This is a genomic window from Pseudomonas tremae, from assembly GCF_001401155.1.
Taxonomy (GTDB): Bacteria; Pseudomonadota; Gammaproteobacteria; order Pseudomonadales; family Pseudomonadaceae; genus Aquipseudomonas; species Aquipseudomonas tremae.
This window is the reverse complement of record NZ_LJRO01000508.1, coordinates 25,400-50,434: the sequence shown is the minus strand read 5'-3', so window position 1 is coordinate 50,434 and position 25,035 is coordinate 25,400. Positions and strand designations below refer to the sequence as shown.

At 59.1% G+C, this 25,035-nt stretch carries 25 protein-coding genes and 4 tRNA genes; 15 read left to right on the top strand and 14 right to left on the bottom strand.

What is annotated here, in order from left to right; all coding sequences use genetic code 11:
- Nucleotides 1-19 precede the first annotated feature (19 nt).
- Nucleotides 20-1,366: a class II 3-deoxy-7-phosphoheptulonate synthase gene (locus ALO43_RS27760; protein ID WP_024669867.1), complete on the bottom strand. Its 1,347-nt coding sequence runs from the start codon at nucleotides 1,364-1,366 to the stop codon at nucleotides 20-22.
- 172 nt (nucleotides 1,367-1,538) lie between these two features.
- Here ALO43_RS27760 and ALO43_RS27755 point away from each other — a divergent pair, with 172 nt between their 5' ends.
- On the top strand, nucleotides 1,539-2,300 hold the full coding sequence (locus ALO43_RS27755) for a spermidine synthase (protein WP_005889793.1): 762 nt from the start codon (nucleotides 1,539-1,541) through the stop codon (nucleotides 2,298-2,300).
- 420 nt (nucleotides 2,301-2,720) lie between these two features.
- Entirely contained in the window at nucleotides 2,721-4,433 is a 1,713-nt protein-coding gene (locus ALO43_RS27745) for a DEAD/DEAH box helicase (RefSeq protein WP_172678971.1), read from the top strand.
- A 91-nt stretch (nucleotides 4,434-4,524) separates the two neighbouring features.
- Here the strand turns inward: ALO43_RS27745 and ALO43_RS27740 are convergent, their stop codons facing one another.
- The 3 genes from ALO43_RS27740 to ALO43_RS27730 form a co-directional block, all read right to left on the bottom strand.
- Nucleotides 4,525-5,292 carry a DODA-type extradiol aromatic ring-opening family dioxygenase gene (locus tag ALO43_RS27740; RefSeq protein ID WP_054998459.1) on the bottom strand — a complete coding sequence of 256 codons (768 nt, stop codon included), beginning with the start codon at nucleotides 5,290-5,292 and terminating at the stop codon, nucleotides 4,525-4,527.
- Between the two features lie 97 nt (nucleotides 5,293-5,389).
- Nucleotides 5,390-6,277 carry a protease HtpX gene (gene htpX / locus ALO43_RS27735; protein ID WP_054998458.1) on the bottom strand — a complete coding sequence of 296 codons (888 nt, stop codon included), beginning with the start codon at nucleotides 6,275-6,277 and terminating at the stop codon, nucleotides 5,390-5,392.
- Nucleotides 6,278-6,531: 254 nt separating this feature from the next.
- Nucleotides 6,532-7,743: a pyridoxal phosphate-dependent aminotransferase gene (locus ALO43_RS27730; RefSeq protein ID WP_005889803.1), complete on the bottom strand. Its 1,212-nt coding sequence runs from the start codon at nucleotides 7,741-7,743 to the stop codon at nucleotides 6,532-6,534.
- Between the two features lie 190 nt (nucleotides 7,744-7,933).
- Between ALO43_RS27730 and msrB the strand changes: the two genes are divergently transcribed.
- Entirely contained in the window at nucleotides 7,934-8,329 is a 396-nt protein-coding gene (msrB, locus tag ALO43_RS27725; RefSeq protein WP_005889804.1) for a peptide-methionine (R)-S-oxide reductase MsrB, read from the top strand.
- A 112-nt stretch (nucleotides 8,330-8,441) separates the two neighbouring features.
- Nucleotides 8,442-8,927, top strand: a complete 486-nt coding sequence (locus tag ALO43_RS27720) for a glutathione peroxidase (protein ID WP_005889805.1) — start codon at nucleotides 8,442-8,444, stop codon at nucleotides 8,925-8,927.
- Between the two features lie 6 nt (nucleotides 8,928-8,933).
- Here ALO43_RS27720 and ALO43_RS27715 read toward each other — a convergent pair whose 3' ends face one another.
- Nucleotides 8,934-11,273, bottom strand: a complete 2,340-nt coding sequence (locus tag ALO43_RS27715) for a hybrid sensor histidine kinase/response regulator (RefSeq protein WP_024669862.1) — start codon at nucleotides 11,271-11,273, stop codon at nucleotides 8,934-8,936.
- An 89-nt stretch (nucleotides 11,274-11,362) separates the two neighbouring features.
- Between ALO43_RS27715 and ALO43_RS27710 the strand changes: the two genes are divergently transcribed.
- Together ALO43_RS27710 and ALO43_RS27705 are read left to right on the top strand one after the other, a co-directional pair.
- Nucleotides 11,363-12,253, top strand: coding sequence for an ATP-binding protein (locus ALO43_RS27710; RefSeq protein ID WP_005889808.1), 891 nt, complete (start codon nucleotides 11,363-11,365; stop codon nucleotides 12,251-12,253).
- Nucleotides 12,250-12,732: a GAF domain-containing protein gene (locus tag ALO43_RS27705; protein ID WP_005889809.1), complete on the top strand. Its 483-nt coding sequence runs from the start codon at nucleotides 12,250-12,252 to the stop codon at nucleotides 12,730-12,732. The genes ALO43_RS27710 and ALO43_RS27705 overlap by 4 nt, the downstream gene beginning before the upstream one ends.
- Nucleotides 12,733-12,793: 61 nt before the next feature.
- Here the strand turns inward: ALO43_RS27705 and ALO43_RS27700 are convergent, their stop codons facing one another.
- Entirely contained in the window at nucleotides 12,794-13,552 is a 759-nt protein-coding gene (locus tag ALO43_RS27700) for a hypothetical protein (RefSeq protein WP_054998457.1), read from the bottom strand.
- Nucleotides 13,553-13,877: 325 nt separating this feature from the next.
- Here ALO43_RS27700 and ALO43_RS27695 point away from each other — a divergent pair.
- The 4 genes from ALO43_RS27695 to ALO43_RS27680 all read left to right on the top strand — a co-directional run bounded on the left by ALO43_RS27695 (nucleotide 13,878) and on the right by ALO43_RS27680 (nucleotide 14,287).
- Nucleotides 13,878-13,953 (top strand) — tRNA-Glu (locus ALO43_RS27695).
- 2 nt (nucleotides 13,954-13,955) lie between these two features.
- Nucleotides 13,956-14,031, top strand: a tRNA-Gly gene (locus ALO43_RS27690).
- Nucleotides 14,032-14,131: 100 nt separating this feature from the next.
- Nucleotides 14,132-14,207, top strand: a tRNA-Glu gene (locus ALO43_RS27685).
- Between the two features lie 4 nt (nucleotides 14,208-14,211).
- Nucleotides 14,212-14,287, top strand: a tRNA-Gly gene (locus ALO43_RS27680).
- 111 nt (nucleotides 14,288-14,398) lie between these two features.
- Here ALO43_RS27680 and ALO43_RS27675 read toward each other — a convergent pair.
- Nucleotides 14,399-15,121, bottom strand: a complete 723-nt coding sequence (locus tag ALO43_RS27675; RefSeq protein WP_054998456.1) for a pirin family protein — start codon at nucleotides 15,119-15,121, stop codon at nucleotides 14,399-14,401.
- Nucleotides 15,122-15,310: 189 nt separating this feature from the next.
- Between ALO43_RS27675 and ALO43_RS27670 the strand changes: the two genes are divergently transcribed.
- The 3 genes from ALO43_RS27670 (at nucleotide 15,311) to ALO43_RS27660 (ending at nucleotide 17,593) form a co-directional block, all read left to right on the top strand.
- Nucleotides 15,311-16,219: a LysR family transcriptional regulator gene (locus ALO43_RS27670; protein WP_054998455.1), complete on the top strand. Its 909-nt coding sequence runs from the start codon at nucleotides 15,311-15,313 to the stop codon at nucleotides 16,217-16,219.
- A 155-nt stretch (nucleotides 16,220-16,374) separates the two neighbouring features.
- Nucleotides 16,375-16,677 carry an Rdx family protein gene (locus ALO43_RS27665; RefSeq protein WP_024669858.1) on the top strand — a complete coding sequence of 101 codons (303 nt, stop codon included), beginning with the start codon at nucleotides 16,375-16,377 and terminating at the stop codon, nucleotides 16,675-16,677.
- Between the two features lie 94 nt (nucleotides 16,678-16,771).
- Nucleotides 16,772-17,593 (top strand): UDP-2,3-diacylglucosamine diphosphatase, encoded by an 822-nt coding sequence (locus ALO43_RS27660; protein WP_054998454.1) that lies wholly within the window; start codon nucleotides 16,772-16,774, stop codon nucleotides 17,591-17,593.
- 3 nt (nucleotides 17,594-17,596) lie between these two features.
- On the opposite strand, the gene ALO43_RS27655 is transcribed toward ALO43_RS27660, so the two are convergent.
- Both ALO43_RS27655 and ALO43_RS27650 read right to left on the bottom strand, forming a co-directional pair.
- The gene (locus tag ALO43_RS27655; RefSeq protein WP_005889823.1) at nucleotides 17,597-17,908 is read right to left on the bottom strand and encodes an Mpo1-like protein; all 312 of its coding nucleotides are present in this window, start codon (nucleotides 17,906-17,908) and stop codon (nucleotides 17,597-17,599) included.
- A gap of 105 nt (nucleotides 17,909-18,013) precedes the next feature.
- Nucleotides 18,014-19,468 carry a TrkH family potassium uptake protein gene (locus ALO43_RS27650; RefSeq protein WP_024669855.1) on the bottom strand — a complete coding sequence of 485 codons (1,455 nt, stop codon included), beginning with the start codon at nucleotides 19,466-19,468 and terminating at the stop codon, nucleotides 18,014-18,016.
- Between the two features lie 174 nt (nucleotides 19,469-19,642).
- Between ALO43_RS27650 and ALO43_RS27645 the strand changes: the two genes are divergently transcribed.
- Nucleotides 19,643-20,203 (top strand): nitroreductase family protein, encoded by a 561-nt coding sequence (locus ALO43_RS27645; RefSeq protein WP_005889829.1) that lies wholly within the window; start codon nucleotides 19,643-19,645, stop codon nucleotides 20,201-20,203.
- Between the two features lie 114 nt (nucleotides 20,204-20,317).
- Here ALO43_RS27645 and ALO43_RS27640 read toward each other — a convergent pair whose 3' ends face one another.
- The 5 genes from ALO43_RS27640 to ALO43_RS27620 all read right to left on the bottom strand — a co-directional run bounded on the left by ALO43_RS27640 (nucleotide 20,318) and on the right by ALO43_RS27620 (nucleotide 24,096).
- The gene (locus ALO43_RS27640) at nucleotides 20,318-21,676 is read right to left on the bottom strand and encodes a sensor histidine kinase (protein WP_054998453.1); all 1,359 of its coding nucleotides are present in this window, start codon (nucleotides 21,674-21,676) and stop codon (nucleotides 20,318-20,320) included.
- An 87-nt stretch (nucleotides 21,677-21,763) separates the two neighbouring features.
- Nucleotides 21,764-22,270, bottom strand: a complete 507-nt coding sequence (locus ALO43_RS27635) for a hypothetical protein (protein WP_005889833.1) — start codon at nucleotides 22,268-22,270, stop codon at nucleotides 21,764-21,766.
- Between the two features lie 164 nt (nucleotides 22,271-22,434).
- Nucleotides 22,435-23,112, bottom strand: coding sequence for a response regulator transcription factor (locus ALO43_RS27630; protein ID WP_053931382.1), 678 nt, complete (start codon nucleotides 23,110-23,112; stop codon nucleotides 22,435-22,437).
- Nucleotides 23,113-23,198: 86 nt separating this feature from the next.
- Nucleotides 23,199-23,498, bottom strand: a complete 300-nt coding sequence (locus ALO43_RS27625; RefSeq protein WP_024689771.1) for a YciI family protein — start codon at nucleotides 23,496-23,498, stop codon at nucleotides 23,199-23,201.
- 1 nt (nucleotide 23,499) lies between these two features.
- Nucleotides 23,500-24,096: a septation protein A gene (locus ALO43_RS27620; RefSeq protein ID WP_005889842.1), complete on the bottom strand. Its 597-nt coding sequence runs from the start codon at nucleotides 24,094-24,096 to the stop codon at nucleotides 23,500-23,502.
- Between the two features lie 65 nt (nucleotides 24,097-24,161).
- On the opposite strand from ALO43_RS27620, the gene ALO43_RS27615 reads away from it, so the two are divergent.
- Entirely contained in the window at nucleotides 24,162-25,025 is an 864-nt protein-coding gene (locus ALO43_RS27615) for a PHP domain-containing protein (RefSeq protein ID WP_053480531.1), read from the top strand.
- Nucleotides 25,026-25,035: the final 10 nt, after the last annotated feature.

The following is a 25,035-nucleotide window of genomic DNA, read 5'->3' as shown; positions in this document are numbered from 1 at the left end:
TTGATCTGGCACGCTTTGGTCAGCGTCTGACCTGCTTCAGGGTTTCGGCAATCAGGAACGCCAGTTCCAGCGACTGATCGGCGTTCATGCGCGGGTCGCAGTGCGTGTGATAGCGGTCCGATAGGCCGTCTTCAGTAATCGGTCGGGCGCCGCCGATGCATTCGGTGACGTTCTGACCGGTCATTTCGATGTGGATGCCTCCGGCGTATGTGCCTTCTGCCTGATGCACCTGAAAGAACTGCTTCACTTCGCCGAGGATCTGCGCGAAGTCGCGGGTCTTGTAACCGCTGCTGGCCTTGATGGTATTGCCATGCATCGGGTCGGAGCTCCACAGCACCTTGCGGCCTTCGCGCTCGACCGCACGAATCAGCTGTGGCAGGTGATCGCCGACCTTGTTGGCACCCATACGCGCGATCAGGTTCAGACGTCCCGGGTCGTTGTCCGGGTTGAGGGTGTCGATCAGGCGAATCAGGTCTTCGGTGTTCATGCTCGGGCCGACTTTTACTCCGATCGGGTTGTTCACCCCGCGCAGGAATTCAACGTGCGCGCCGTCCAGTTGCCGGGTGCGATCGCCGATCCATAACATGTGCGCCGAGCAGTCGTAGTAATCGTTGGTCAGGCTGTCGCGCCGCACGAAGGCTTCTTCATAGTTGAGCAACAACGCCTCATGGGCGGTGAAGAAGCTGGTTTCGCGCAGTTGCGGCGAGCTGTCCATGCCGCAGGCGCGCATGAATGCCAGGGTTTCGTCGATACGACCCGCCAACTGGCTGTATTTGTCGGCCAGCGCCGAGTTAGCGATAAAGTCCAGATTCCACTTGTGTACCTGATGCAGGTCGGCAAACCCGCCCTGAGCGAAAGCGCGCAACAGGTTGAGGGTGGCAGTGGACTGGTTGTAGGCCTGGATCAGGCGTTCCGGATCCGGCACGCGGCTTTTTTCGTCGAAGCCGATACCGTTGACGATGTCACCCCGATACGCAGGAAGCGTCACGCCGTCGATGGTTTCGTCATTGGCCGAGCGTGGCTTGGCAAACTGTCCGGCCATGCGTCCGACCTTGACGACTGGGCAGCCGGCGGCAAAAGTCATGACGATTGCCATCTGCAACAGCACCTTGAACGTGTCGCGAATCTTGGCCGCAGAAAACTCCATGAAGCTTTCTGCGCAATCGCCGCCTTGCAACAGAAACGCCCGACCCTGGGTGACTTCGGCAAACTGGCGACGCAACTCGCGGGCTTCGCCTGCGAATACCAGCGGCGGGTAGCTGGCCAGCGTCTGTTCGACCTTCAGCAAATGCTCTGTGTCAGGGTATAGGGGTTGCTGTTGAATCGGCATTGCCCGCCAGCTGTCGGGGCTCCAGGGTTGGCTCATCATTGGCTCTTGGGTTGCGCAATCGAACAGGCATGTTAGCAGTTCGTCGTCACGCTGCCAGCGTGGCGCAGATCACTGGAAAGGTGTTGCAGCCTGCAAAGTGTGACAAAACGGTGCGCTTGCCCGACAATTCGAGCTTTGCGCCCGGTGCGGCCCAGGACCAGGAACGGTGATGACGGAAGAGCGTGAGCGCGTAGAACGAATTCTGGCTGAGGTCCATGACGACTTCGGCATGATCCGCGTGCTGGAGGTGGAGGATTACCGCTTCCTCGAGTTCGGCGATGCAATTGAACAGAGTTGCACCTTCACGGCTGACCCGAGCTGGCTGGAGTATGACTACACCCGTGCGATGTTGATCGGCGCCTTGTGCCACGAGGCGCCGGAGAGCGCATTGTTTCTCGGTCTGGGCGCCGGGACGCTGACCCAGGCCTGCATGAAGTTCCTGCCGCTGGAAGATGTGGAAGTGATCGAACTGCGTCCCGACGTGCCACGTCTGGCGATGGAGTTCATGGGGCTGGATGATGACCCTCGGCTGTACATCCGCATCGGCGACGCGCTGGATCTGCTGCACAGCGCGGAACCGGCTGATCTGATCTTTGTCGACCTGTATACCGATGTCGGGCCTGGCGTCGGGCATCTGGCCTGGAATTTTCTGCAGAGCTGCCAGCAGCGTCTCACGCCCGGCGGCTGGCTGATCATCAACCAGTGGGCGACCGACGATGGCAAGCCGCTGGGCGCGGCGCTGCTGCGTGGTCTGTACCATCGTCATTACTGGGAGCTGCCGGTCAAGGAGGGCAACGTGATTCTGATCGTGCCTGCCGATCTGGATCAGGTGCTTGATATCGAGGCGCTCAGCGTGCGTGCCGAAGCACTTGCACCACGTTTGGGGTACTCGCTGGCTTCGTTGATCCGGGCTGTCCGTTCAGCGACCTGACGAGCCTGGCGATGCGCCGACCATGCGGAAATTCGGGTGGGACAATTCGCCACACCCTGCAGGGCGCGATACCGGTCATCCGAAGGAATAGATTAAACGTTTAAGCGGCAATGCCCGTAATCTCTGGTCCGCGCTTTGGCGAGGGCCTGTCGCGCCGCTGGTCAATGCCCGCTTTTGCACTCGCAGGGCGTAATGTTTCATAAAAAAAGACTCACCAAGGTGCGTATTTCCGGTATAGTGCGCGCCGGCCTTAACACGGCCCTCGTCGAGGTATTGCAGTTCCCCGAAGCCAGCTTCGGTCGCTTGTTCGCATAGCGGACTAGCCTGGACGATCCATTCATCAAACGTTTTCGCAAATCCCCGCCGACAAAGCAGCCAGGGTGACCTCAAGGTCGTACACGGCACGCGCAGCTTTGAAGCATGGGTCTTTGCGGATGCACTAGAGGCAGACCCATGACCCAGGAAATCGGCGGCTTCGCCGCTCTCGAACTTCATCCAAATATCGTTGCAGCTGTCGTCGCCACTGGCTACGAAGAGCCTTCGGCCATCCAGCAGCAATCGATCCCGATTATTCTCGCCGGTCACGACATGATCGGTCAGGCGCAAACCGGTACGGGTAAAACCGCCGCGTTCGCACTGCCTATCCTGCACCGGATCGACCCGAGCAAGCGCGAGCCGCAAGCACTTATCCTGGCCCCGACCCGCGAGCTGGCACTTCAGGTTGCCACCGCGTTCGAGACCTACGCAAAACAAATGCCGGGCGTGACCGTTGTAGCGGTCTACGGCGGCGCGCCTATGGGCCCTCAGCTCAAGGCCATCCGCAATGGCGCACAGATCGTCGTCGCTACTCCGGGCCGTCTCTGCGACCACCTGCGTCGTGACGAGAAAGTCCTGGCGACCGTGAACCATCTGGTTCTCGACGAAGCGGACGAAATGCTCAAGCTGGGCTTCATGGACGACCTCGAAGTCATCTTCAAGGCCATGCCTGAAACCCGCCAGACCGTCCTGTTCTCGGCCACCTTGCCGCAATCTATTCGTGCCATCGCCGAACGCCACCTGCGTGACCCGAAGCACGTCAAGATCCAGACCAAGACCCAGACCGTTACCGCGATCGAGCAGGCTCACCTGCTGGTTCACGCTGACCAGAAGACCTCCGCTGTATTGAGCTTGCTGGAAGTCGAAGACTTCGACGCCCTGATCATGTTCGTCCGCACCAAGCAGGCGACCCTGGACCTGGCAAGCGCCCTTGAAGCCAAAGGCTACAAGGCTGCTGCACTGAACGGCGACATCGCCCAGAACCAGCGTGAGCGCGTCATCGAATCCCTCAAGGATGGCCGTCTGGACATCGTTGTTGCGACCGACGTTGCCGCCCGTGGTCTTGACGTTCCTCGTATCACCCACGTATTCAACGTGGACATGCCTTACGATCCTGAGTCCTACGTTCACCGTATCGGCCGTACCGGTCGTGCAGGTCGCGAAGGTCGTGCACTGTTGCTGGTGACTCCTCGCGAGCGCCGCATGCTGCAGGTGATCGAGCGTGTTACCGGTCAGAAGGTTGCGGAAGTCCGCCTGCCGGATGCCCAGGCCGTTCTGGATGCTCGCATCAAGAAACTGACCAACAGCCTGTCGCCGCTGGTTGCCGATGCCGAATCGACTCATGGCGATCTGCTGGATCGTCTGACTGCCGACATCGGTTGCAGCCCGCGTGCCCTCGCTGCTGCACTGCTGCGCAAGGCTACCAACGGTCAGGCTCTTACCCTGGCAGCCATCGAGCGTGACCGTCCGCTGGTTCCGAACAACGCCCCTCGCGGTGATCGTCCAGAACGCAGCGGCAGCAGCGACCGTGGTGATCGTCCAGAGCGCGAGCGTCGTGCGCCGGTTCCATTGGCCGAAGGTCGTGCACGTTGCCGTACCGCGCTGGGTGCGCGTGATGGCATCGCTGCCAAGAACCTGCTGGGCGCCATCCTCAACGAAGGCGGCCTGGCCCGCGAAGCCATCGGCCGTATCCAGGTTCGTGACAGCTTCAGCTTGGTAGAACTGCCGGAAGATGGTCTTGAGCGTCTGTTGACCAAGCTCAAGGACACCCGCGTTGCCGGCAAGCAGCTCAAACTGCGTCGCTATCGCGAAGACTGATCCGCTCTTGAGCTGATCGGCGCATAAAAAATCCCCGACTGGTTCGGGGATTTTTTTATTCCGGATTCTGCAGTGCCTGCGTTGTTCAGGGTCAGTCGAACCGATAGATGTCCATCCCTAGCGCGCCCATGGTGAAGCCTTGGTGAGCAATGCTGAAAGCGCCCCCTGCGCCTCGGGCGAAATACAGCGGCAGCAGATGTTCATCACTTGGATGTGCACGTTTGGCATGCGGGGCGAGGGTGCGGTAGTGGTGCAGGGCGGCTTCATCGTCGTCATGCAGCTTGTCTACCATCCAGTTGCGAAACTCCACAGCCCAAGGCTCGGCGCTTCCCGGGCCCGCGTTCCAGTTCAGATCCCGCAGGTTATGGGTGATGCTGCCTGAGCCGATAATCAGCACGCCTTGTTCTCGAAGCCCGGCGAGCGCTTTGCCCACTTGTGTCTGCAGCGCTGGCCCCTGACGGCTTGGCAGTGAGACCTGCACCACAGGGATGTCGGCGTCCGGGTACATTAGCGACAAAGGCACCCAGACCCCGTGATCAAACGGCCTTCTGCTGTCGATGCGTGCCGTCAGACCATCCGCTGCGAGCAGTTCGACGACCGTCCGGGTCAGCTCCGGCAGCCCTGGTGCGGGGTATTGCACCGCGAACAGCTCGGCTGCAAAGCCGCCAAAGTCATGCCAGGTCTCGGGTTGAGGGTTGCCGTTTACAATAAGCTCTTGGCTTTCCCAGTGCGCAGACACCATCACGATGGCGCGAGGTCTGGGCAGGCTGGCAGCCAGTTGCCTGAGGGCAGGGCCGCTCTCGCCGGGCTCCAAGGCCAAGGTAGGGGAGCCGTGGGAAATGAAGAGGCTGGGGAACATTCAAAGCTCCAGAAAATGAGGATGAACCATAGTCGTTCATCCTCATGATCTAAATCTAATATAAGTTCCAGCGGTTTTTTATCGGGTATTTAGATGTTCAGCCGCGACGGCGCAGTGCCTCGATGCGTTGCTCCAGCGGCGGGTGGCTCATGAACATGCCTGTCAGGCCTTTCTTGAGGCCGGCGTTGATGCCGAACGCCGTCAGGCTGTCAGGCATGTTCACCGGTACGCCCTGTTCTGAGCGCAAGCGTTGCAGAGCGCCAATCATTGCGTCAGTGCCTGCCAGTCGGGCACCCGCGTCATCAGCGCGGAATTCCCGTTTGCGCGAGAACCACATGACAATCGCGCTGGCCAGGAAACCCAACACCAGTTCGGCGAAGATCGTCGTGATGTAGTAGGCAATACCCTGACCGTTCTCGGTCTTGAAGATCACCTTGTCGACGAAATTGCCGATAATGCGGGCGAAGAACATCACAAAGGTGTTCACCACACCCTGCACCAGGGCCAGCGTGACCATGTCACCGTTGGCAACGTGGCCGATCTCGTGCGCCAGTACAGCTTTCACTTCATCCGGCGAAAAGCGCTCGAGCAAGCCCTGGCTCACTGCTACCAGTGCGTCGTTCTTGTTCCAGCCCGTGGCGAATGCATTGGCTTCATAGGCCGGGAAAATACCGACTTCCGGCATCTTGATGCCTGCGTCGCGAGACAATTGTTCGACGGTCTGCAGCAACCATTGCTCATGGCGAGTGCGAGGCTGGGTAATGATCTGAGTGCCGGTGCTCATTTTCGCCATCCACTTGGAGATGAACAGCGAGAACAGCGAGCCCGCGAAACCGAACACAGCGCAGAAAACCAGCAGCTGATTGAGGTTTAGATCAACCCCGTTGGCCGCCATGAACCCATTGAAGCCAAAAAGGCTCAAGGTGATGCTGGCAATCAGCACGACCGCAAGGTTAGTGGCCAAAAACAGCAAAATGCGCATCATGGTCGAAACGTTCTCCTCAGGTAAATATGTAACTCGATGCCGGGTATATAAGGTGATGACCGTCGCTATTCAACACAGGGACTATTTCAAACTGTGTCCTGCCGTCGCAATCAATGGTAATCCGGGAAAGCTGAACAGCGCCTGAGCCAGAGTGGTCGATGCCTGAAGGGGTGGAGGCTGTGCCTGAAGACAGTTTTTGCGGGATAGAAATAAACTGCCCCGAACGGGTCGGGGCAGCCAGGCAGAGCGACAGCTTACTGACTATAACCTTTCAGAAAGTTACCGATGCGGCCAATGGCCTGCTCCAGTTCGTCGACGCGCGGCAGGGTCACAACGCGGAAGTGATCAGGGTAGGGCCAGTTGAACGCCGTGCCTTGCACCACCAGGAGTTTTTCCGACAGCAGCAGGTCGAGAACGAACTTCTCGTCGTTGAAGATCGGACAGACTTTCGGGTCGATACGCGGGAACGCATACAGCGCGCCCATCGGCTTCACGCAACTGACGCCTGGAATGTCGTTGAGCAATTCCCAGGTGCGGTTGCGCTGCTCCAGCAGGCGGCCTGGTGGCAGAATCAGGTCATTGATGCTCTGGTAGCCGCCAAGAGCGGTCTGGATAGCGTGCTGGCTGGGCACGTTGGCACACAGGCGCATGTTGGCAAGGATGTCGATGCCTTCGATGTAGCTCTGCGCGTTGTGCTTCGGCCCGGAAATGGCAATCCAGCCGGAGCGGAAGCCCGCTACCCGATAGGACTTGGACAGGCCGTTGAATGTCAGACACAGCAGGTCCGGCGCCAGCGAGGCGGTGCAGATGTGCACGGCATCGTCATAGAGGATCTTGTCGTAGATTTCATCGGAGAACACCACCAGGTTGTGCTGACGTGCCAGTTCCAGCATGCCCAGCAGCACTTCGCGTGAGTAAACCGCACCCGTCGGGTTGTTCGGGTTGATGATGACCATCGCCTTGGTGTTCGGGGTGATCTTGGCCTTGATGTCTTCCAGGTCCGGCCACCAGTTGGCCTGCTCGTCGCACAGATAATGCACCGGGCTGCCACCCGACAGCGCAACGGCTGCCGTCCACAGTGGATAGTCGGGAGCCGGCACCAGCACTTCGTCGCCATTGTTGAGCAGTGCCTGCATCGACATCACGATCAGTTCGGAAACGCCGTTGCCCAGATAGATGTCTTCGATGCCGACACCTTCGACCTGTTTCTGCTGGTAGTACTGCATGACGGCTTTGCGGGCGCTGAACAGGCCCTTGGAGTCGCTGTAGCCCTGGGCTGTCGGCAAGTTGCGGATCACGTCCTGCAAAATTTCGTCCGGCGCCTCGAAACCAAACGGTGCCGGGTTGCCGATATTCAGCTTGAGGATGCGATGGCCTTCCTCTTCCAGACGTTTGGCGTGCTTGAGCACTGGCCCGCGAATGTCGTAGCAGACGTTTGCGAGCTTGTTCGATTTGTTGAACTGCATGGTGATGATCCCGAAAATGGACGAGGTGTTGCCGGCCTGCAATGAGGGTTGCTGCACGCTCGCCATGAAAATGGGTTTGTATGCGACAAACACGGGTGACAGACTGGGGTCTGAATGGGCGCAATCATACGTGCCACCTGATCTGCGGAAAAGACACAGATCGGGCTTTTTCGAGTTTGGAGGTGTACCTGTGGACAAGATGCAAAAAACGCTTGAAGAGTGGAAGCAGATGCTCGACCCGGAGCAATACAATGTGTGCCGACTGAAAGCCACCGAAAGGCCGTTTTCCGGCAAGTACAACAACACAAAAACAGCCGGTGTCTACCATTGCATCTGTTGCAACGAGGCGCTGTTCGATTCGCAAACCAAGTTCGACTCGGGTTGCGGCTGGCCGAGTTTCTATGCGCCGCTGGAAGGCAGTGCGGTGGTCGAAGTGCGCGATGTCAGTCATGGCATGATTCGTACCGAAGTCGTCTGCGCCAAATGTGACGCTCACCTGGGGCATGTATTTCCCGACGGCCCTCCACCGACCGGCCTGCGTTATTGCATCAACTCGGTGTGCCTGACGCTGGAGACTCGCGCTTAGCGCACTTTGCTATTTGCCGGCAACAATTATGAAAACTGGCGTGCGCGCAGCTGCCTTGCGCGCTACCGTCAGGCGGTGTCTTTCCCGTCCTGTCTCGAACCTAGGTCTCGTCATGAGTGAAAACCTGCTCAACATCCCGGTCACCACGATCAAGGGAGAACAGAAAACCCTCGCCGATTTTTCCGGCAAGGCGGTGCTGGTGGTCAACACGGCAAGCAAGTGTGGCTTCACGCCTCAGTATCAGGGGCTGGAAAAGCTCTGGCAGGACTACCGGGATAAAGGACTGGTAGTGCTCGGCTTTCCGTGTAATCAGTTCGGCAAGCAGGAGCCGGGCGATGAAGGCGCTATTTCGGGGTTTTGCGAGCTGAACTACGGTGTCAGCTTCCCGCTGTTCAAAAAAACAGACGTGAATGGCCCTCAGGCCCACCCGTTGTTCGTCCAGCTCAAACAGCAGGCGCCGGGCTTGCTGGGAACCGAGCGTATCAAGTGGAATTTCACCAAGTTTCTGATCGGCAAGGACGGCACACTGGTCAAGCGTTTCGCCCCCCTGACCAAGCCTGAAGAGCTGACCAGTGAAATCGAGGCGCTGTTGCGTTAGGCGGTTTCAGCTGTTCTCGGTGAGCGGTATCCACTGGTCCAGAATGCTGATCAGTTCGGTCCGTCTGAACGGTTTGGCCAGGTAGTCGTTCATGCCTGCCGCCTTGCAGCGCTCGCGTTCGTCAGGCATGGCGTTGGCGGTCAGGGCGACGATCGGCAGGTTGGGCCAGCGACCGCTGCTGCGGATCTGGCGGCTGGCTTCGTAGCCATCCATGACCGGCATGTTGCAGTCCATCAATACCAGATCGAAATGGCCTTGTTCCAATTGCTCCAGTGCTTCGCCACCATGGCTGCTGACGACCACTTCGCACCCCAGTTTGACCAATATGCTTTTAGCGACCAGTTGATTGACCGGGTTGTCTTCTACCAAAAGGACCCGCGCCAGCCGTTGTGTTGCCTGTTCGCCTGACGCTGGGTCTCCGATACCTGTCTCTTCATGATTCAGGATTCGTCGCAGCGTATGGTAAAGCGCGTTTCGGGCCAGCGGTCGGGCCTGCTGTTGCAGCGGGGCGAGGGCAGCAACCTGTTCGCTAGGCATGAAGTTGCCGTACGCGGTGACCAATAATATCGGTACTGGCGTCCTCGGCCGAATGGCGAACAGGCATTCCGGGCAGTCGGTAATCACCAGGTCCGGCGTGTCATCCGGATCAAGGTCGTCAGCGCTGCGTCGCTTGAGGTCCACGCCCCAGTAAGGCAGCAGAGTGCCCAGCAGTTCGACCAGCCCGCTGCCCGCCGAACTGATGACCGTGACACGGCCTTTGAGTGGGGTTTGGGCGACCGCAGGCATATGGATCGGCAATGGCAATTCGGCGCTGAACTGACTGCCGAACCCCGGCAGCGAGTGAATGCTCAGCTTGCCATTCATGGCCTCGCACAAATTGTGGGTCAGTGCCAGACCCAGTCCGGTGCCACCGTACTGGCGGGTGATGGCGGTCTCTGCCTGAGTGAATGGCTGAAAAATCCTGGCCTGCGCATCCTGCGCGATCCCTATGCCGGTATCGCGCACCTCGATACGGATGCGATTGTCTCCGAGCGTGGCGTCCGCATGGTGAGTCAGGCGCACATCGACGCGTCCGAAGCGGGTGAACTTGAGGGCATTGGACAGCAGATTGCTGACGATTTGCCGGACTCTGGTCGGGTCGCCCGTGATCATCGCCGGAAAGTCCGGCTCGATCAGGCAGGTCAACTCGACACTGGGCGCCGCGTTCTGCGAGAGCAGGTTGGCGGTGTCTTCGATCAAGGCGCCGAGATCAAAAGGAATGCGCTCGATCTCCAGGTGACCGGCGTCGAATTTGGACATGTCGAGAATATCGTTGAGCAGTTCCACCAGGACCTTGCCCGAGTCATGGGCAATCATCAGTTGCTGGCGTTGTTCTGCGCCCAGCGGGCTGTCCAGCGACAGCGCCAGCATGCCCAGCAAGCCGTTCAGCGGCGTGCGGATTTCATGGCTCATGTGCGCCAGGAAAGCTGCGCGCGCATGGGCCATGTCCAGCGCAGTACTGCGCGCTATCTGCAGCTCTTCATTGGATTCGCGCAGGCGCAGGTTGCTTGCCTTGAGCTCGTCGGTACGCGCCGAGACGATATTTTCCAGCTCGTTGAGGTGATCGTTCAGCCGGTCCTCGGCCGCACGGCGTCTTGAAAACTCGGTGCTCACGGTTTCGAACTGGCGATTGAACGTCGCGACCAGCACGCCGATTTCATCCTGCTCGTGGTGCGGCGGGCAGTTTATCTTTGCCTGATCGGGGCTGCGCGGATCGCGACTGCTCAATTCCCGGATGACCCTTACCAGCGGTTTGGTCAGGGTTGCGTAGAACAGGATGGTGAGAATGCCGGCCAGCGCAAGACTGCGTAAAAATCCGTTGAGCAGGGTGATTTCTGCGCGTTGCAGGAAGTGACTGCCGAACGCGAAGGTGTCGACAGTCAGGTACAGTGTGCCGATGGTTTCATCAGGAAGATGATCGAGGTGCAGCTTTTCCTGAAACTGCCGGCTTTCGCCGAACAGCCAGTCGCTGAGCACTCGATAGCGGCCTGTGGCCATTGGTCGATCGACGCTGGCGAGTACCGTATCGTTGTTGTCGGTCAGTCTGGCACTGACTACCGCAGGCGAGTGCAGCAGCCCGAGAGTGAGTTCCTGAGCCAGTTCGGCATCGATGTTGTAGGCAATTCGCGAGGCGGGATTCTGGATGATTTCCAGCAGTGACTTGATTTCCCGATTGATGGAAGCGTCTTCACTGGCATAATCGATCGCAATCTGCGCCACGCTCAACAGGGTTCCAAGCACGAAGCCGATCAGAACGGACAGTCGTGCCTGTTTGAATGAAAGCCTGTTCTTGAGCGATATATCCATGAGTAATGACTGTCAGTTGTCGTGCCGATGCCGGTCAAGCATAGCTGATCGGCACCGGTCACCCATCAGTTAAATAGTGAGGAGATCCCGTGGATTCTCGGTTGGATGCTTTTCTGCAGCGCGCTGACGCGGTGCTGGCCCGTCTGGAGCCATTGCTGCCGGCCCTGCGAGACCCTGTCGACTGGACACAGGCGCTGGCTGCCCGTTGGGTGCGCGAAGGGCGCAGCGGCTATCTGATGCCCTTGCAGGTCAGTCTGGATACACGCTTGACCGACCTCATCGGCGTTGACCGGCAATGTGATCAGCTAGGGCGCAATACACGCCAGTTCATTGCAGGCATGCCTGCCAACCATGCCTTGCTGTGGGGCTCGCGGGGCACTGGCAAGTCATCGCTGATCCGGGCATTGCTTGCCGAATACGCGCCTGCGGGCCTGCGTCTGATCGAAATCGAACGTGATCACTTGGGGGATCTACCCCGTGTGGTCGAGCAATTGCAGGCGCTGCCGCAGCGGTTCGTGCTGTTCTGTGATGACCTGTCGTTCGAGTCGGGGGAGGGCGATTATCGCGTGCTGAAAAGCGTGCTTGACGGTTCGCTGGAGCAGGCACCGGACAATGTGCTGCTGTACGCCACCTCCAATCGTCGCCATCTGGTGCCGGAGAAGGAGAGCGACAACGTCAACTGGCAGCACGTCGACGGTGAACTGCACCCCAGTGAAGCGGTAGAAGACAAGATTGCCCTGTCCGACCGTTTCGGATTGTGGCTGTCTTTCTACCCGTTTACTCAGGAGCATTATCTGAACGTGGTGGAGCACTGGATCACGCAACTGGCGCACAAGGCTGGACTGCAATGGCAGCGTGACGAGCCTCTTGAAAAGGCTGCCATTCGCTGGGCAACCGCGCGCGGCAACCGAAACGGCCGATGCGCTTATCAATTTGCACGTTATTGGGTAGGACTTGAATTGTTGGAGCAAAAGGCATGATCGATTTGCAAAACACCGGGGCGGGTCTTGAGGGTTACGGGCTGCTGGCCGCACAGCTTGAGGCGTTACTGGCAGATGAGCGTGATTTCATCGCCAACGCGGCGCAGTTCTCGGCGTTCCTCTACACCCAGATCGAAGACCTGAACTGGGCTGGCTTTTATCTCAATCGTGACGAAGAACTGGTGTTGGGACCGTTTCAGGGTCAGATCGCGTGCGTGCGCATCCCGTTCGGTCGCGGAGTCTGCGGGGCGGCGGCGCACACCCGGCAGACCCAGCGTGTTCAGGATGTTCACGAGTTCCCAGGGCACATCGCCTGCGACAGTGCGTCGAACAGCGAACTCGTTGTGCCGTTGGTCAAGGAGGGACGTTTGATTGGCGTGCTGGACCTGGACAGTCCGAGTGTAGGGCGCTTCAAAGAGGCGGATCAGGCGGGGGTGGAGCGTCTGGCAGCCATCTTCCTGGCGTCGACCGATTGCTGAACCAGCATCAACCGACCGTATGCTGCCCGTATGGCTGTTCGGGCAGCTGCGCGGGCAGTCATCAGTCGTAGATGACTTTTTTCTTCCATTCCGACTCGGTGTCGTCCTGTTTCAGGCCTTCAGTCAGTGCGTTATCGTCATCTTCGGTAGGTGCGGTGTTGGTCAAGACCACCGAGTTGGCACGGGCCAGTTGCTTTTCCATCGCCAGCAGTTGCTGTTGATAAGTGACAGGGTCGGGCTGGTTACGCAAATACTGCACGCCGCGCTCGAAGGCCAGGCGTGCCTGACCTGGCTGGTCCTGAGACAGTGCGGTTTGACCCAGATTGTTGAAGAACTCGATATGCAGGTTGACCAGAATAGTGCGTATCTCACGAATCCAGTGCTTGGCTTCGCTGGTTTGCAGAAAACCGTCATGCGCAGCCCGCGTGACCTGGCCATGCAGGGCTTCCAGCAGAAACCGTACATCCTTGGCCTTGGCTTCGGTCTGAATAGGCGAGACCGGGTTGGGCACATCGATGCCTTCGCCTTTGGCAATCTGCTCTTCCAGTTCGCCGATGCGGTGCTTGAGCTGGGCGTTGCCTTTCTCCATATTAAGCATGCGCTGCACAACGTTGAGTTCCAGGCGTGTCAAAAGCAACTTGAGTGCGGGTGACATCAGCTGACCTGGAAACACTTCAGTGATTTCACCGCAGCGACGCAGGCGATCACTCAGTTCAACCTTGGTGCGGGCTTTTTCCAGTTTGCCGTTTTCAGCGACGTGATTCAGGTAGCCGATCGCGATCAGCAGCGCAATGCCTGCCAGTACCATCAGCGTGATCATGAGTGGAGTCACTGTGCAAACCTCATTTGTTCAATTAGTTTTAGTGCGAGTGTAGTGGCTAAGCACTACTGCGCATAGATGCCCTCTCGGAGTTTGTCGGCATCTCTTCTATATAGATGAGGGCAGATCAGGCAACTGAGCAATATAGGTCAGGCCAGCGGACGGCCGGTTGCTGTCGGCCACTGTCTGGCCGACGTCGAAGTTATTGATTTCAATAAATTTTCAGATGGGGGTTGACGCCTTCTCAAACCATCCATAGAATGCGCGCCACTTACAGCGTAAAGCACACAGCGTAGCGCAAATAAGTAGTGAATGTTGTACGTGTGTCCCCTTCGTCTAGTGGCCTAGGACACCGCCCTTTCACGGCGGTAACAGGGGTTCGAGTCCCCTAGGGGACGCCATTGCGGGAATAGCTCAGTTGGTAGAGCACGACCTTGCCAAGGTCGGGGTCGCGAGTTCGAGTCTCGTTTCCCGCTCCATTTTTAAGCAGCTTTGCTTCAGGGCAGGGTTGAGTGAAACCAGTACACATCTTCGGATGGTGTCTGGAACTGAAACACACACCATTGTGTTTCAGGCAGTGTCCCCTTCGTCTAGTGGCCTAGGACACCGCCCTTTCACGGCGGTAACAGGGGTTCGAGTCCCCTAGGGGACGCCATATTGCGGGAATAGCTCAGTTGGTAGAGCACGACCTTGCCAAGGTCGGGGTCGCGAGTTCGAGTCTCGTTTCCCGCTCCAAATTCACAAAAACGCCGCTCAATAGAGCGGCGTTTTTGTTTGTGCGTTTTACTGATCGGCATTTCCAGACAACGCCACTTGCTGTGAAGCAGCGTTGTCCGGCGCTTATCATCAAGGCATCTGCGGCATTTCATTAGGGCGCATGTCAAACACCAGCACCTCTGCGTCGACGCCGTCTTTCAGGCTGATCAACTGTTCGTTGCGCACCCGTACACCGTCCCCTTCGCCCAGTTGCTCGCCATTGAGCACGACGCTGCCACGGGCAACATGCACGTAAGCGTAGCGGTTGGGTGCCAGCTCCAGCGTCGCAGTTTCGTTGCCATCGAACAGGCCGGCATACACGCGAGCGTCCTGACGAACCTTGAGCGCACCGTTTTCGCCTTCCGGCGAGATGATCAACTGCAAAAGGCCGCGTTTCTGCTCGGCGCTGAAATGCTCCTGCTGGTAGTTCGGCGTTGCACCTGCAACGTTCGGTACGATCCAGATTTGCAGAAAATGCACGCCCTCGGTGTGCGAATGGTTGAATTCACTGTGCGCCACGCCACTGCCGGCACTCATGAGCTGCACATCACCCGGGCGAATTACCGAGCCGGTGCCCAGTGTGTCCTTGTGTTCCAGTGCGCCTTCCAGCACGTAGGAAAATATCTCCATGTCGCGGTGCGGGTGCTGACCAAAGCCTTTGCCTTCAGCCACGCGATCATCGTTGATCACCAGCAGGTCAGAAAATCCTTGCTGCTGCGGGTCGCGATAGCCGCCAAAAGAGAAGGTGTGAAAGGATTTCAGCCAGCCATGATTGGCAGCGCCACGCTCGGAAGCCTTGCGAAGAGTCAGCATGATTCTTTCTCCATCCGTACATCGATGCTGCACATTCAGCAATCGATCAAGTGAGACGAAGATTACGGCTTATCGACTGTCGCAATAAGGGGCTGAGAGATGAATCACTGTCTCGCTGAGGTTGACAGTGCCCAGCGGAACGTTAGGCTCTGGGTGAACATCTTGTTGATCACACTCAGGCCGCGACCCATGAATCCTTTTGAAGACATGCGAATTTTCTGCCAGGTCATGGGGTCTGGCAGCTTCACGGCGGCATCCGAAAAGCTCGGGCTGTCCAAGCAGTTTGTCAGCCGTCGCCTGATGCAGTTGGAGGAGCGGCTCGGGGTGCGTCTGCTCAACCGCTCGACACGACGCCTGGATGTCACGCCACTGGGCCAGAGTTACTACGAATCGTCCCTGCGTCTATTGGCCGAGGTCGAACAAGTGGAACAGGGCATCACCGGGCAGAACCATGAACCCAGAGGCACGCTGCGCCTGAGTGCGCCGCTGTCGTTTGCAGTTGCTCATCTGGGCTGCCTGCTGCCACAATTTTTAAAGCGTTACCGCGATGTGGCGGTGGAAGTCGATCTGAGCGACCGTCCGGTGGACGTGATCAGTGAGGGTTATGACGTGGTGCTGCGTATCGGCTTGCTGGAGGATTCCAGCTTGATTGCGCGGCGCATTGCGTCGATTGATCGGGTTTACTGCGCCAGCCCGGCGTACCTCGCCGAGCGTGGTACGCCGCAAAAACCCGAGGACTTGCACGCTCACGATTGTCTGCCTTACGGGCACAGTCGTCAGGTGCAGTGGCGTTTTCAGAATGTGGGCAAGGCAACCAGCCTGAGCGTCAGTGGCCGAATGCGCGTCAATAACGGTGAGCTGCTCAAGGACGCCGCCCTTGCCGGGCTGGGTGTCACCTATTTGCCGACCTTTATCGTCGGTGCAGCGTTGCGCGACGGGAGCCTGGTTCGTGTGCTGGATGATTTGCGGCCCGAACCGCTGACGCTGTCAGCGGTTTACCCGCAGCACCGTCAGGCGTCGCGGCCAGTGCAGGCATTTGTCGAGTTTCTGCGTGAGCGCCTTGATTCTGGGATTGAGCCGGATGATCTGCGCAACTGACCGGTATTCCCACGTCATCCCTCGCTGCATCCGGCAAACGCTGCCTTGCCGTCACACATCAGTATGGCGCCGAACACTGCGACGTAGCACCAGCGCTCGTTGATTGGTCTTGCGCTGGGTATGATGGTCGTCTGTCTTTGCTGGAGCGGACATTCATGCCTGCCGAAAAACCCGAAGTAGTCATCACCTATTGCATTCAGTGTCAGTGGCTGCTGCGCGCAGCGTGGCTGGCTCAGGAGTTGCTGAGTACATTCAGTGACGACTTGGGCAAGGTGTCTCTGCAGCCTGGCACCGGTGGCGCATTTCGCATCACCTGTGACGGTGTGCAGCTCTGGGAGCGCAAGGCCGATGGCGGCTTTCCCGAGGCCAAAGTGCTCAAGCAGCGCCTCCGGGACCAGATCGATCCGGCACGCGACCTCGGCCATAACGACCGACCCACGCCCGACAGCCCTCGGTAATACGGCGCCGCTGTCACGACATCGCCATGTGCGTGTCACATTCAGTTAACCGGCATGCTCCACTCTCTTCGAAACCATGCCGGAGGTCGTCCCCATGAGCAGTGCCCAGCTCGCCACACCCAGCCGCAAACAACGTGTGCGGACCTTGTGGATTTCCGACGTTCACCTTGGCACGCGTGATTGCCAGGCCGAGCATCTGTCTGCCTTTCTCAAGCGCTATCAGGCTGACAAGGTGTATCTGGTGGGCGACATAATTGATGGCTGGAAGCTGCGTGGCGGCATGTATTGGCCACAAGCGCATACCAACGTGATCCGCCGCCTGCTGACCATGAGTAAGCGTGGTACCGAGGTCATCTACGTCACAGGCAATCATGACGAGTTTCTGCGCCGTTACTCGAAACTGGTGCTGGGCAACATACAACTGGTAGACGAAATCGAGCACCTGACGGCAGATGGCCGACGTTTTCTGGTGATACACGGCGACCAGTTCGACGTGATCACCCGCTATCACCGCTGGCTGGCCTTTCTGGGCGATTCGGCCTACGAGTTCACCCTGACCCTCAATCGCTGGCTGAACCACTGGCGGGCCAAGTATGGCTATGGCTATTGGTCGTTGTCGGCGTACCTGAAGCACAAGGTCAAGAGCGCCGTGAGCTTCATCAGCGACTTCGAGGAAGCCATCGCCCACGAGTGCGTCAAGCGCGGCCTGGACGGCGTGGTGTGTGGGCATATTCACCACGCTGAAATTCGTCAGGTGGGCGGTGTGGAATACCTTAATTGCGGTGACTGGGTCGAATCCTGTACTGCCTTGATCGAGCACCTGGATGGCAACATCGAACTGTTCCGCCTGGCTGATGCACACCTGAAAGCGCAGCAAGTGGTGGCGCAGGAACCGGTCAGCGAGCCTGCTGCCTGAACCTCAGAACGGCACCTTGCCCAACAGCATGTCGCGGTACATCACGAAGTCGCCGAGCAGGCTGTAGAACGGGTGCCTGAACGTGGCCGGACGGTTTTTCTCGAAGAAAAAATGCCCGGCCCAGGCGAAGCCGTAACCCGCAAGCGGCAGCAGCCACAACAACCCCCATCGGCCACTGCCCAAGCCGAATGCCAGCAAAAAGACCACCAGCGACGTGCCGATAAAATGCAGGCGCCGGCTGGTACTGCTGCTGTGTTCCGCGAGGTAGAAGGGATAGAACTCGGCAAAGCTTGAGAAACGCTTGATGGTATCCACGGTGCGCCACCCTCGTGTTTGGTTCCTGTTGTTATACACAAGTCCCGAAGAGCCCGGAAGACGAGGGGGGCAGCGCGGGAAGGCGTGTTATCGCGGTGGTCGGCCTCAATGTCGCCAGAACGCCGGTACGCACAGAACCAGCACGGTAATGATCTCCAGTCGACCCAGCAACATGCCGCCGGACAGAATCCATTTGGCGGCATCCGGCAGGGTAGAGAAATTACCGGCCGGCCCGATGACTTCACCCAGGCCTGGCCCTACGCCGGACACCGTACTGGCGGCGCCGGTGAGCGCGGTCATCCAGTCCAGACCAAGCAGTGACAGCATCAGCGCAATCAGGCAGATGGTAATCGTGAAAAAGAACGAAAAGGTCAGGATCGAGCGAACGATCTCGTCGTCCAGACGATGGCCGTTGTATTTCTGCTTCATCACAGCGCGCGGGTGGATCAACTGATTGAGGTTGGTCTTGAGCAGGATGTAGGCCACCTGGAAGCGGAAAATCTTCACGCCGCCCGCTGTCGAGCCAGAGCAGCCGCCGATGAAGCCCAGGTAAAAGAACAGCATCAGCGAGAAATTGCCCCACAGGCTGTAGTCGCCGAGTGCAAAGCCTGTAGTCGTGACCACCGACGTGACATTCAGGGCCACATGGCGCAACGCTTCGGTCCAAGGCAGGTCCGTGGTGTTGGCGTACCAGACGGTCATCACCAGCCAGGTGAGCAGCAACAGACCGATCAGCCCCTGCACCTGCTCATCCTTGATCAGCGCCTTGCGGTTGCCGCGCAGGGTCGCGACATAGAGAGTAAAGGGCAGGCTGCCGAGGATCATCACCACGATGGCGACCCAATGCACGGCAGGCTGGGGCCACTTGGCCAGCGACTGGTCGGAGGTAGAAAAACCACCGGTGGAAATGGCCGACATCGCGTGGTTGATCGCATCGAACAGGCTCATGCCTGCTGCCCAGAAGGCCAGGCTGCCCAGCGCGGTAAAGCCGACGTAGGCCAGCACAATAAATTTCGCGACCATGTGCGAGCGCGGCATGACTTTTTCGGAGCGGTCGGAAGACTCGGTCTGGAACAGGCGCATGCCACCGATACGCAATAACGGAAGAATGGCCACCGCCATGCCGATGAAGCCGATGCCGCCGAGCCAGTGCAGCATCGAGCGCCAGATCAGAATGCCCGGCGACATGCTGTCCAGATTGCTGAGTACGGTCGAGCCGGTGGCGGTAATGCCCGACATGCTTTCAAAAAACGAGTCGGTGTAGCTGATGTGCTGGGTCAGCAGAAAGGGTAGGGCAGCGAAGATGCACACCACGATCCAGCTGGAAACCGTCAGCATGTACATGTCCCGTGGGCGCAGTTGCACATTGTCGGGACGTCCGGGCACCACCAGCGCCAGCCCGGCGATGAAGGTAATAGCGCTGGCCCACAGAAACTCGCGCAGGTCTTCGAAGCGGTCGTAGATGACCAGCGTCGCCATGGGCACAATCATCGCGACCGCCAGAGTGATCAGGAAGATGCCGATGATGAAACCAATGATGCGAAGGGTCGGCAACGACATGGATGGCTCTGGGTGGTGTCTGGGAAAGGCGCCATTCTACCTGCGCTTTGTGCCAAGTAAACCGGCACGGCGGGTCGGAAGGTTCGACACAAAGGGTAAGGATTTGCCGGTCATGCTCGTTATTGACGGTAAACAGGCTCTAGAATGTCAGATCATTTTTCAAGGAGACCGCCCATGCAGGCGCTCGACGTTTTGCTCAATCGCGTATCTGTACCGCGACTGGTCGACCCGGCCCCGGACGCGGCTCAGCGGGAAATCATGTTCGGCGCGGCCTTGCGCTCGCCCGATCATGGCCAGTTGAGGCCGTATCGTTTTCTGACTGTCGAAGGCTCGGCCCGCGAGCGCATGGGCGAGCTGCTGGTGGAGGCGCTGCAGCAAAGCGGCAACGAAGTCACCCAGCAGGCGTTGGACAAGGCCCGTCTTGGCCCGTTGCGCGCGCCGCTGGTCGTGGTAGTCATCGCCCGGCTGCAGGACCACTTCAAGGTGCCGCGTTCGGAGCAATTGATCACGGCCGGTTGTGCGGCCCACGGCGTACTGCTGGCTGCTTATGCGCTGGGTGTCGGAGCGGTCTGGCGGACAGGCGAATTGTCTTATGCGCCGCAGGTTGCCAAGGGCTTCGGGCTTGATGAAGGTGAAGAGGTGATCGGTTTTCTTTACCTGGGCACGCCGCTGAACCCGCCACGCCAGGCCCCTAAAGTTGACGTGGGCGAGTATGTCAGCGAGTGGCAGGGCTAGTCGTTACAGGAAAACTGCTGCACGTCGGTGCTACTGCGTTGATAACCGATCGAGCGCGAGCTCGACCGGTTTTCGCCCGTTGCCCCTTGCATGGCCTTTGTTCGGCGACGTTTCCTACACCGTCTGAAGCGACCTGGCGTTGGCCGGCTCGAGCGGCAGATCGAGCGTCGCGATAAAGCCGCCTTCAGGGTGATTGCCCAGAATCAGGCTGCCGCCGTGCCTTTCAGCTGCCCGTCTGGCAATCGCCAGACCCAGGCCGTGCCCCGGAGCAGTCTGTCCAGGCGCTCGATAAAAAGGCTCGCCGAGTTGCGCCAGGTGTTCGTCTGCGACGCCCGGACCGTGATCGCGAACGCTCAGACGGATGCGGTTGCCAGCCTGAATCGCTTGCAGCTCGATGCTCTGCCCCGGGGCATTGAAGCGCAAGGCATTGCGCAACAGATTGTCCAGCGCCCGCTCGATCATGTCCGGCCAGCCTTGCAATTGCAAAGCGCTCTGAACCTCGACGTTGATATTCTGCTCGACGCCGTCCAGGTGCGTGTCATGCTTCAGGCGGTTTAACAGCGCGTTGAGGTCAATGGGCTCCGGGACAGCGAAATCGGCATCCAGACGCGCCAGGGCGAGAATCTCGCTGATCAATGCTTCCAGTCTGTCGCATTCACGGCCCAGGCGCGGCCATAGTCGTTCCCGTTCGGCAGGTTCTGCCCGCTCGGCAAGTGCCAGCGCGATTCGCAGCCGCGCCAGCGGTGAGCGCAGTTCATGAGACACGTCGCGCAATAGCTGACGTTGACTACCAATCAGGCTTTGCAGGCGTGCGCCCATGCGGTTGAAATCGGTGGCCAGCACGCCGAATTCATCCCGACGATTGGCCAGTTGCCCGAGGCTTTGCTGTTGGTAGCTGGTCTGCCCCAGATCATGCACCGCACCGCGCAGGCGGTTCAGCGGGCGAGTGATCGACAGTGTCACAAACAGGCTGAACAGGGTCAGCACCACCAGGGCGATGCCCAGCGCACTCAATGGCCACATGAGGCTCTGGCGATGCCAGGCATCAAGTTCCGGGTGCGGGACGCGGTAGATGAACAGGTAGGTTTCGCCGGTTTTGGGGCTTACGTATTCAGTCGCCAGCCGCCGCCAGGGCAGTTTGCGCCCCTGATCCTCATCGGCTTGCTGCCTGGCTTCGAGCGCTGCGGCACGGGGTGGGAAAGTGCCCCGCACCATAGGCTCGCCGCTGTCGCTCAGTACCTGAACGTCAATGCGATTACGGCGTTTGATGTCCTGGAGAAACTCCTGAGCATCATTCGCCCCCTGCTCTTCGAAGCGCTGTGTCCATTGTTCCGGCAACGTATTGAGCAACGGATGGCGATTGAGGATCCACGCATCCTGATTGAGCATATGCCCCACCAGCACTGACAGGCCTCCCACCAGAGCAATGGCTAGCCAGAAACTGGCCAGGATTCGCCAGAACAGTGAGCGCACGGGACTTCCTCGATCTGAATAAAAGAAGCCCGGCATGCGTGTGCATGCCGGGTTCGTTGCAACGCGTCAGGCCGGACGGCCTGACAGTTATTGCATTTTTGCCGCTTTTTCCGCTTTCCAGGCTTTGAATTCGGCCCATTCGGCACGACGTTCGTCCTGCCTTTTCTTGATTTCGTCGAACTGCTTCTGCTGTTCCGGGCTCAGCAGTACACGAATTGCACTGTCAGTCTGGGCGCGCTTGGCATTGATTTCGTTGTACATCGCTTTCTGCTCGGGAGCAGGCATCTTGTCCAGGTAGCGTTGAGTGATGTCATGACGTTCATGCTTCTGCTCACGCATCAGCCTGTCGATCTGCTGGCGCTGTTCACGGCTCAGGTCGAGGTCTCCCAGCGGGCCTGGTCCGCGATGCATGCCTGGGCCGGGCTCACCCATTGGGCCGCGACGCATGTCCGGGCCTGGGCCTTGATTACCACGATCAAGACGCATGGCTGGCGCGTCTGCGTCAGGGCCGCCTGGTGGTGGAGGTGGCGGTGCAGCCATGGCAATGGTCGGCAGGGCAGTGGCAAACATCAAAGCGATCAGGGTCTTGCGCATGGTGTATCTCCTTGTCTCTAGTGCGGCTTGATGCCGATGAGCCCAGTTTAGGGAGAACAAGGTCAAGCGCAGTCAGCGCTTGGTAAAGCTTGTGTAAGGGAAGCGCTACACGTCGCACCCTTCGGGTTGCAGGCGAAAGGCTTTGGCGTGCGGCTTTCAACTGTTCAGAGGCTGTAATAGTAGCCGCGGCTGCGCAGCGCGACGATGCGCGGACGTCCGTCCGGGTGCGGGCCGATTTTCTTGCGCAGGTTGCTGACATGCATGTCCAGGCTGCGGTCGTACAGTGTCAGTTTGCGACCCAGTGCCAGTTGTGCCAGTTCCTGTTTGTCCAGCGGCTCGCCAGGCTGGCGCATCAGGGCTTCCAGCAGACGGCTCTCGGACACCGTGAGGGTCAATTCCTTTTCGTCGACACTGACTACGCCGCGCATCGGGCTGAACGTCAGGTCACCCAGTTCCAGCTGTGTAGACGATGCCACCGGATGACTGCGACGCAGCACCGCGCGCAGCCGGGCAGTGAGTTCGCGGGGGTCGCAGGGTTTGGCCAGGTAATCGTCGGCACCCAGTTCCAGGCCCAGAATACGGTCCAGCGGTTCGCCACGTGCCGAGAGCATGACCACTGGCAGGTCGGGGTGGTCGGCGCGCAATTGCTTGAGCAATTCCAGGCCGCTGCCATCGGGCAGCATCACATCCAGCACCACGGCAGCCGGTGCCGCTTCGGCCAGTGCCCGCCGCGCGCTGATGCCGTCGTGGCAGGCGCGCACCTGAAAGCCTTCCTGGCTCAGCCAACTGCTCAGCAGTTCGCACAGCTCCTGATCATCATCTATTAGTAACAGCTCGCTCATGACTCACTCAATTGGCCACTGCCGGGGTGCCGCGTGACTCTGCCTCGATCAGAAAGCAGAGCTGTTAAAAAGTCGGTCGGGCAGGGTCAGGGCATGACCTGCTTGAACGGCTTGACCACGACGTGAGCATAGGCGCCTGCTGCAACATACGGGTCGGCGTCGGCCCAGACTTTGGCTGCGCTCAGTGATTCGAATTCGGCCACGACCAGGCTGCCGCTGAAACCGGCTGCGCCTGGATCGTTGCTGTCGACCGCAGGGTGCGGGCCGGCCAGCACCAGTCGGCCAGCGTCCTTGAGCGCATTCAGGCGCTCAAGGTGCGCAGGGCGAACGCTCATGCGTTTTTCCAGCGAATTTTCGACGTCGGTGGCGATGATTGCGTAGAGCATGTCAGTCCTCGGATTTGGTCGTATTGGGAGCGGTGTCGTGCAGGTGACGCGACAGGTAGATGCCTTGACCGACCAGGAACAGCAGGGTCATGCCCAGGCTGCCGAACACCTTGAAGTCGACCCAGAACTCTTGGTAGGTGAACGCCACGTACAGATTGGCCGCTCCACAGAACAGGAAGAAGATGATCCACGCGATGTTCAGTCTGGTCCAGATGGCCGCCGGCAAGGTCAGCGCGTGGCCCATGATGCGCTGGATCAGCGGGCGATCGCCAATGAAGTGGCTGCCGGCGAAGGCGACCGCAAATAGCCAGTTGACCACCGGCGCTTTCCACTTCAGGAAGGTTTCGCTGTGGAAGGCCAGTGTCAGGCTGCCGAACACCAGGCAGGCGACCAGCGTCAGCCACTGGCTTTTTTCCAGCTTGCGCTGTTTGATGTAAAGAATGCCGTAAACCACCACCGAACTGATGATCAGCATCGCCGTTGCACTGAAAATGCCGCCTACCATATAGGTATTGCCGAGGATATCCACGGCGCGCGGCTCGGTTTTATAAACGATGAAAAACAGGAGCAGCGGGATGAAGTCGATGAATTGTTTCACAATGGCAGCCAGAAGCAGGATGTGGCGGCATAATAACAAACATCAATGAACACGAAAGCACCACTATGAATGTTGACCTGCATTGCCACAGCACCGCTTCCGACGGGGCGCTCTCGCCCACGGCGCTGGTTGCCCGTGCCCATGAAAACGGCGTGCGCGTCCTTTCTCTGACTGACCACGACACGCTCGAAGGGCTTGAAGAAGCCCGTGCGGCGGCGCTTTCATTGGGTATGCAACTGGTCAATGGGGTGGAACTGTCTTGTGTCTGGGGCGGCGCGACTATTCATGTGCTGGGTTACGGGTTCGATACTCAGGCCCCTGCGTTGACCGACGCCATCGCCCGTTTGCATGACGGACGCTGGCTGCGTGCCGAAGAAATCAGCCGTAAATTGGCGATCAAAGGTATGCCTGGAGCGCTGGAAGGCGCGCGGGCGATCCAGCAAGAGCTCGGCGACAGCGGCAATGCACCGGCGCGTCCGCACTTTGCCGACTTTCTGGTGCGCGGTGGTTACGTCAAGGATCGCGCCGAAGCATTTCGCAAATGGCTGGGTGCGGGCAAACTGGGCGATGTCAAGCAGCATTGGCCGACGCTGGAAGAAACGGTGGCGACGTTGCGCGCCTCTGGCGCTTGGGTCAGCCTCGCGCATCCTTCGCATTATGACTTTACCCGCAGTAAACGGCGTAAACTGGTCGGCGATTTCGTCCAGGCCGGTGGGCATGCCATAGAAGTGGTCAATGGCATGCAGCCTGCCGATCAGGTCGGAACCCTGGCCATCCTCGCCCGTGAGTTCGGTCTGCTGGTGTCTGCCGGCAGCGATTTCCACGGTCCCGGTGCCTGGGGCGAGATCGGCACCTATCGTCCGGTGCCGGAGGATCTACCGCCTTTATGGTGCAGATTCAAACATGAACAGCCTACTGCCGCCGTCTGAACAGGAAGTT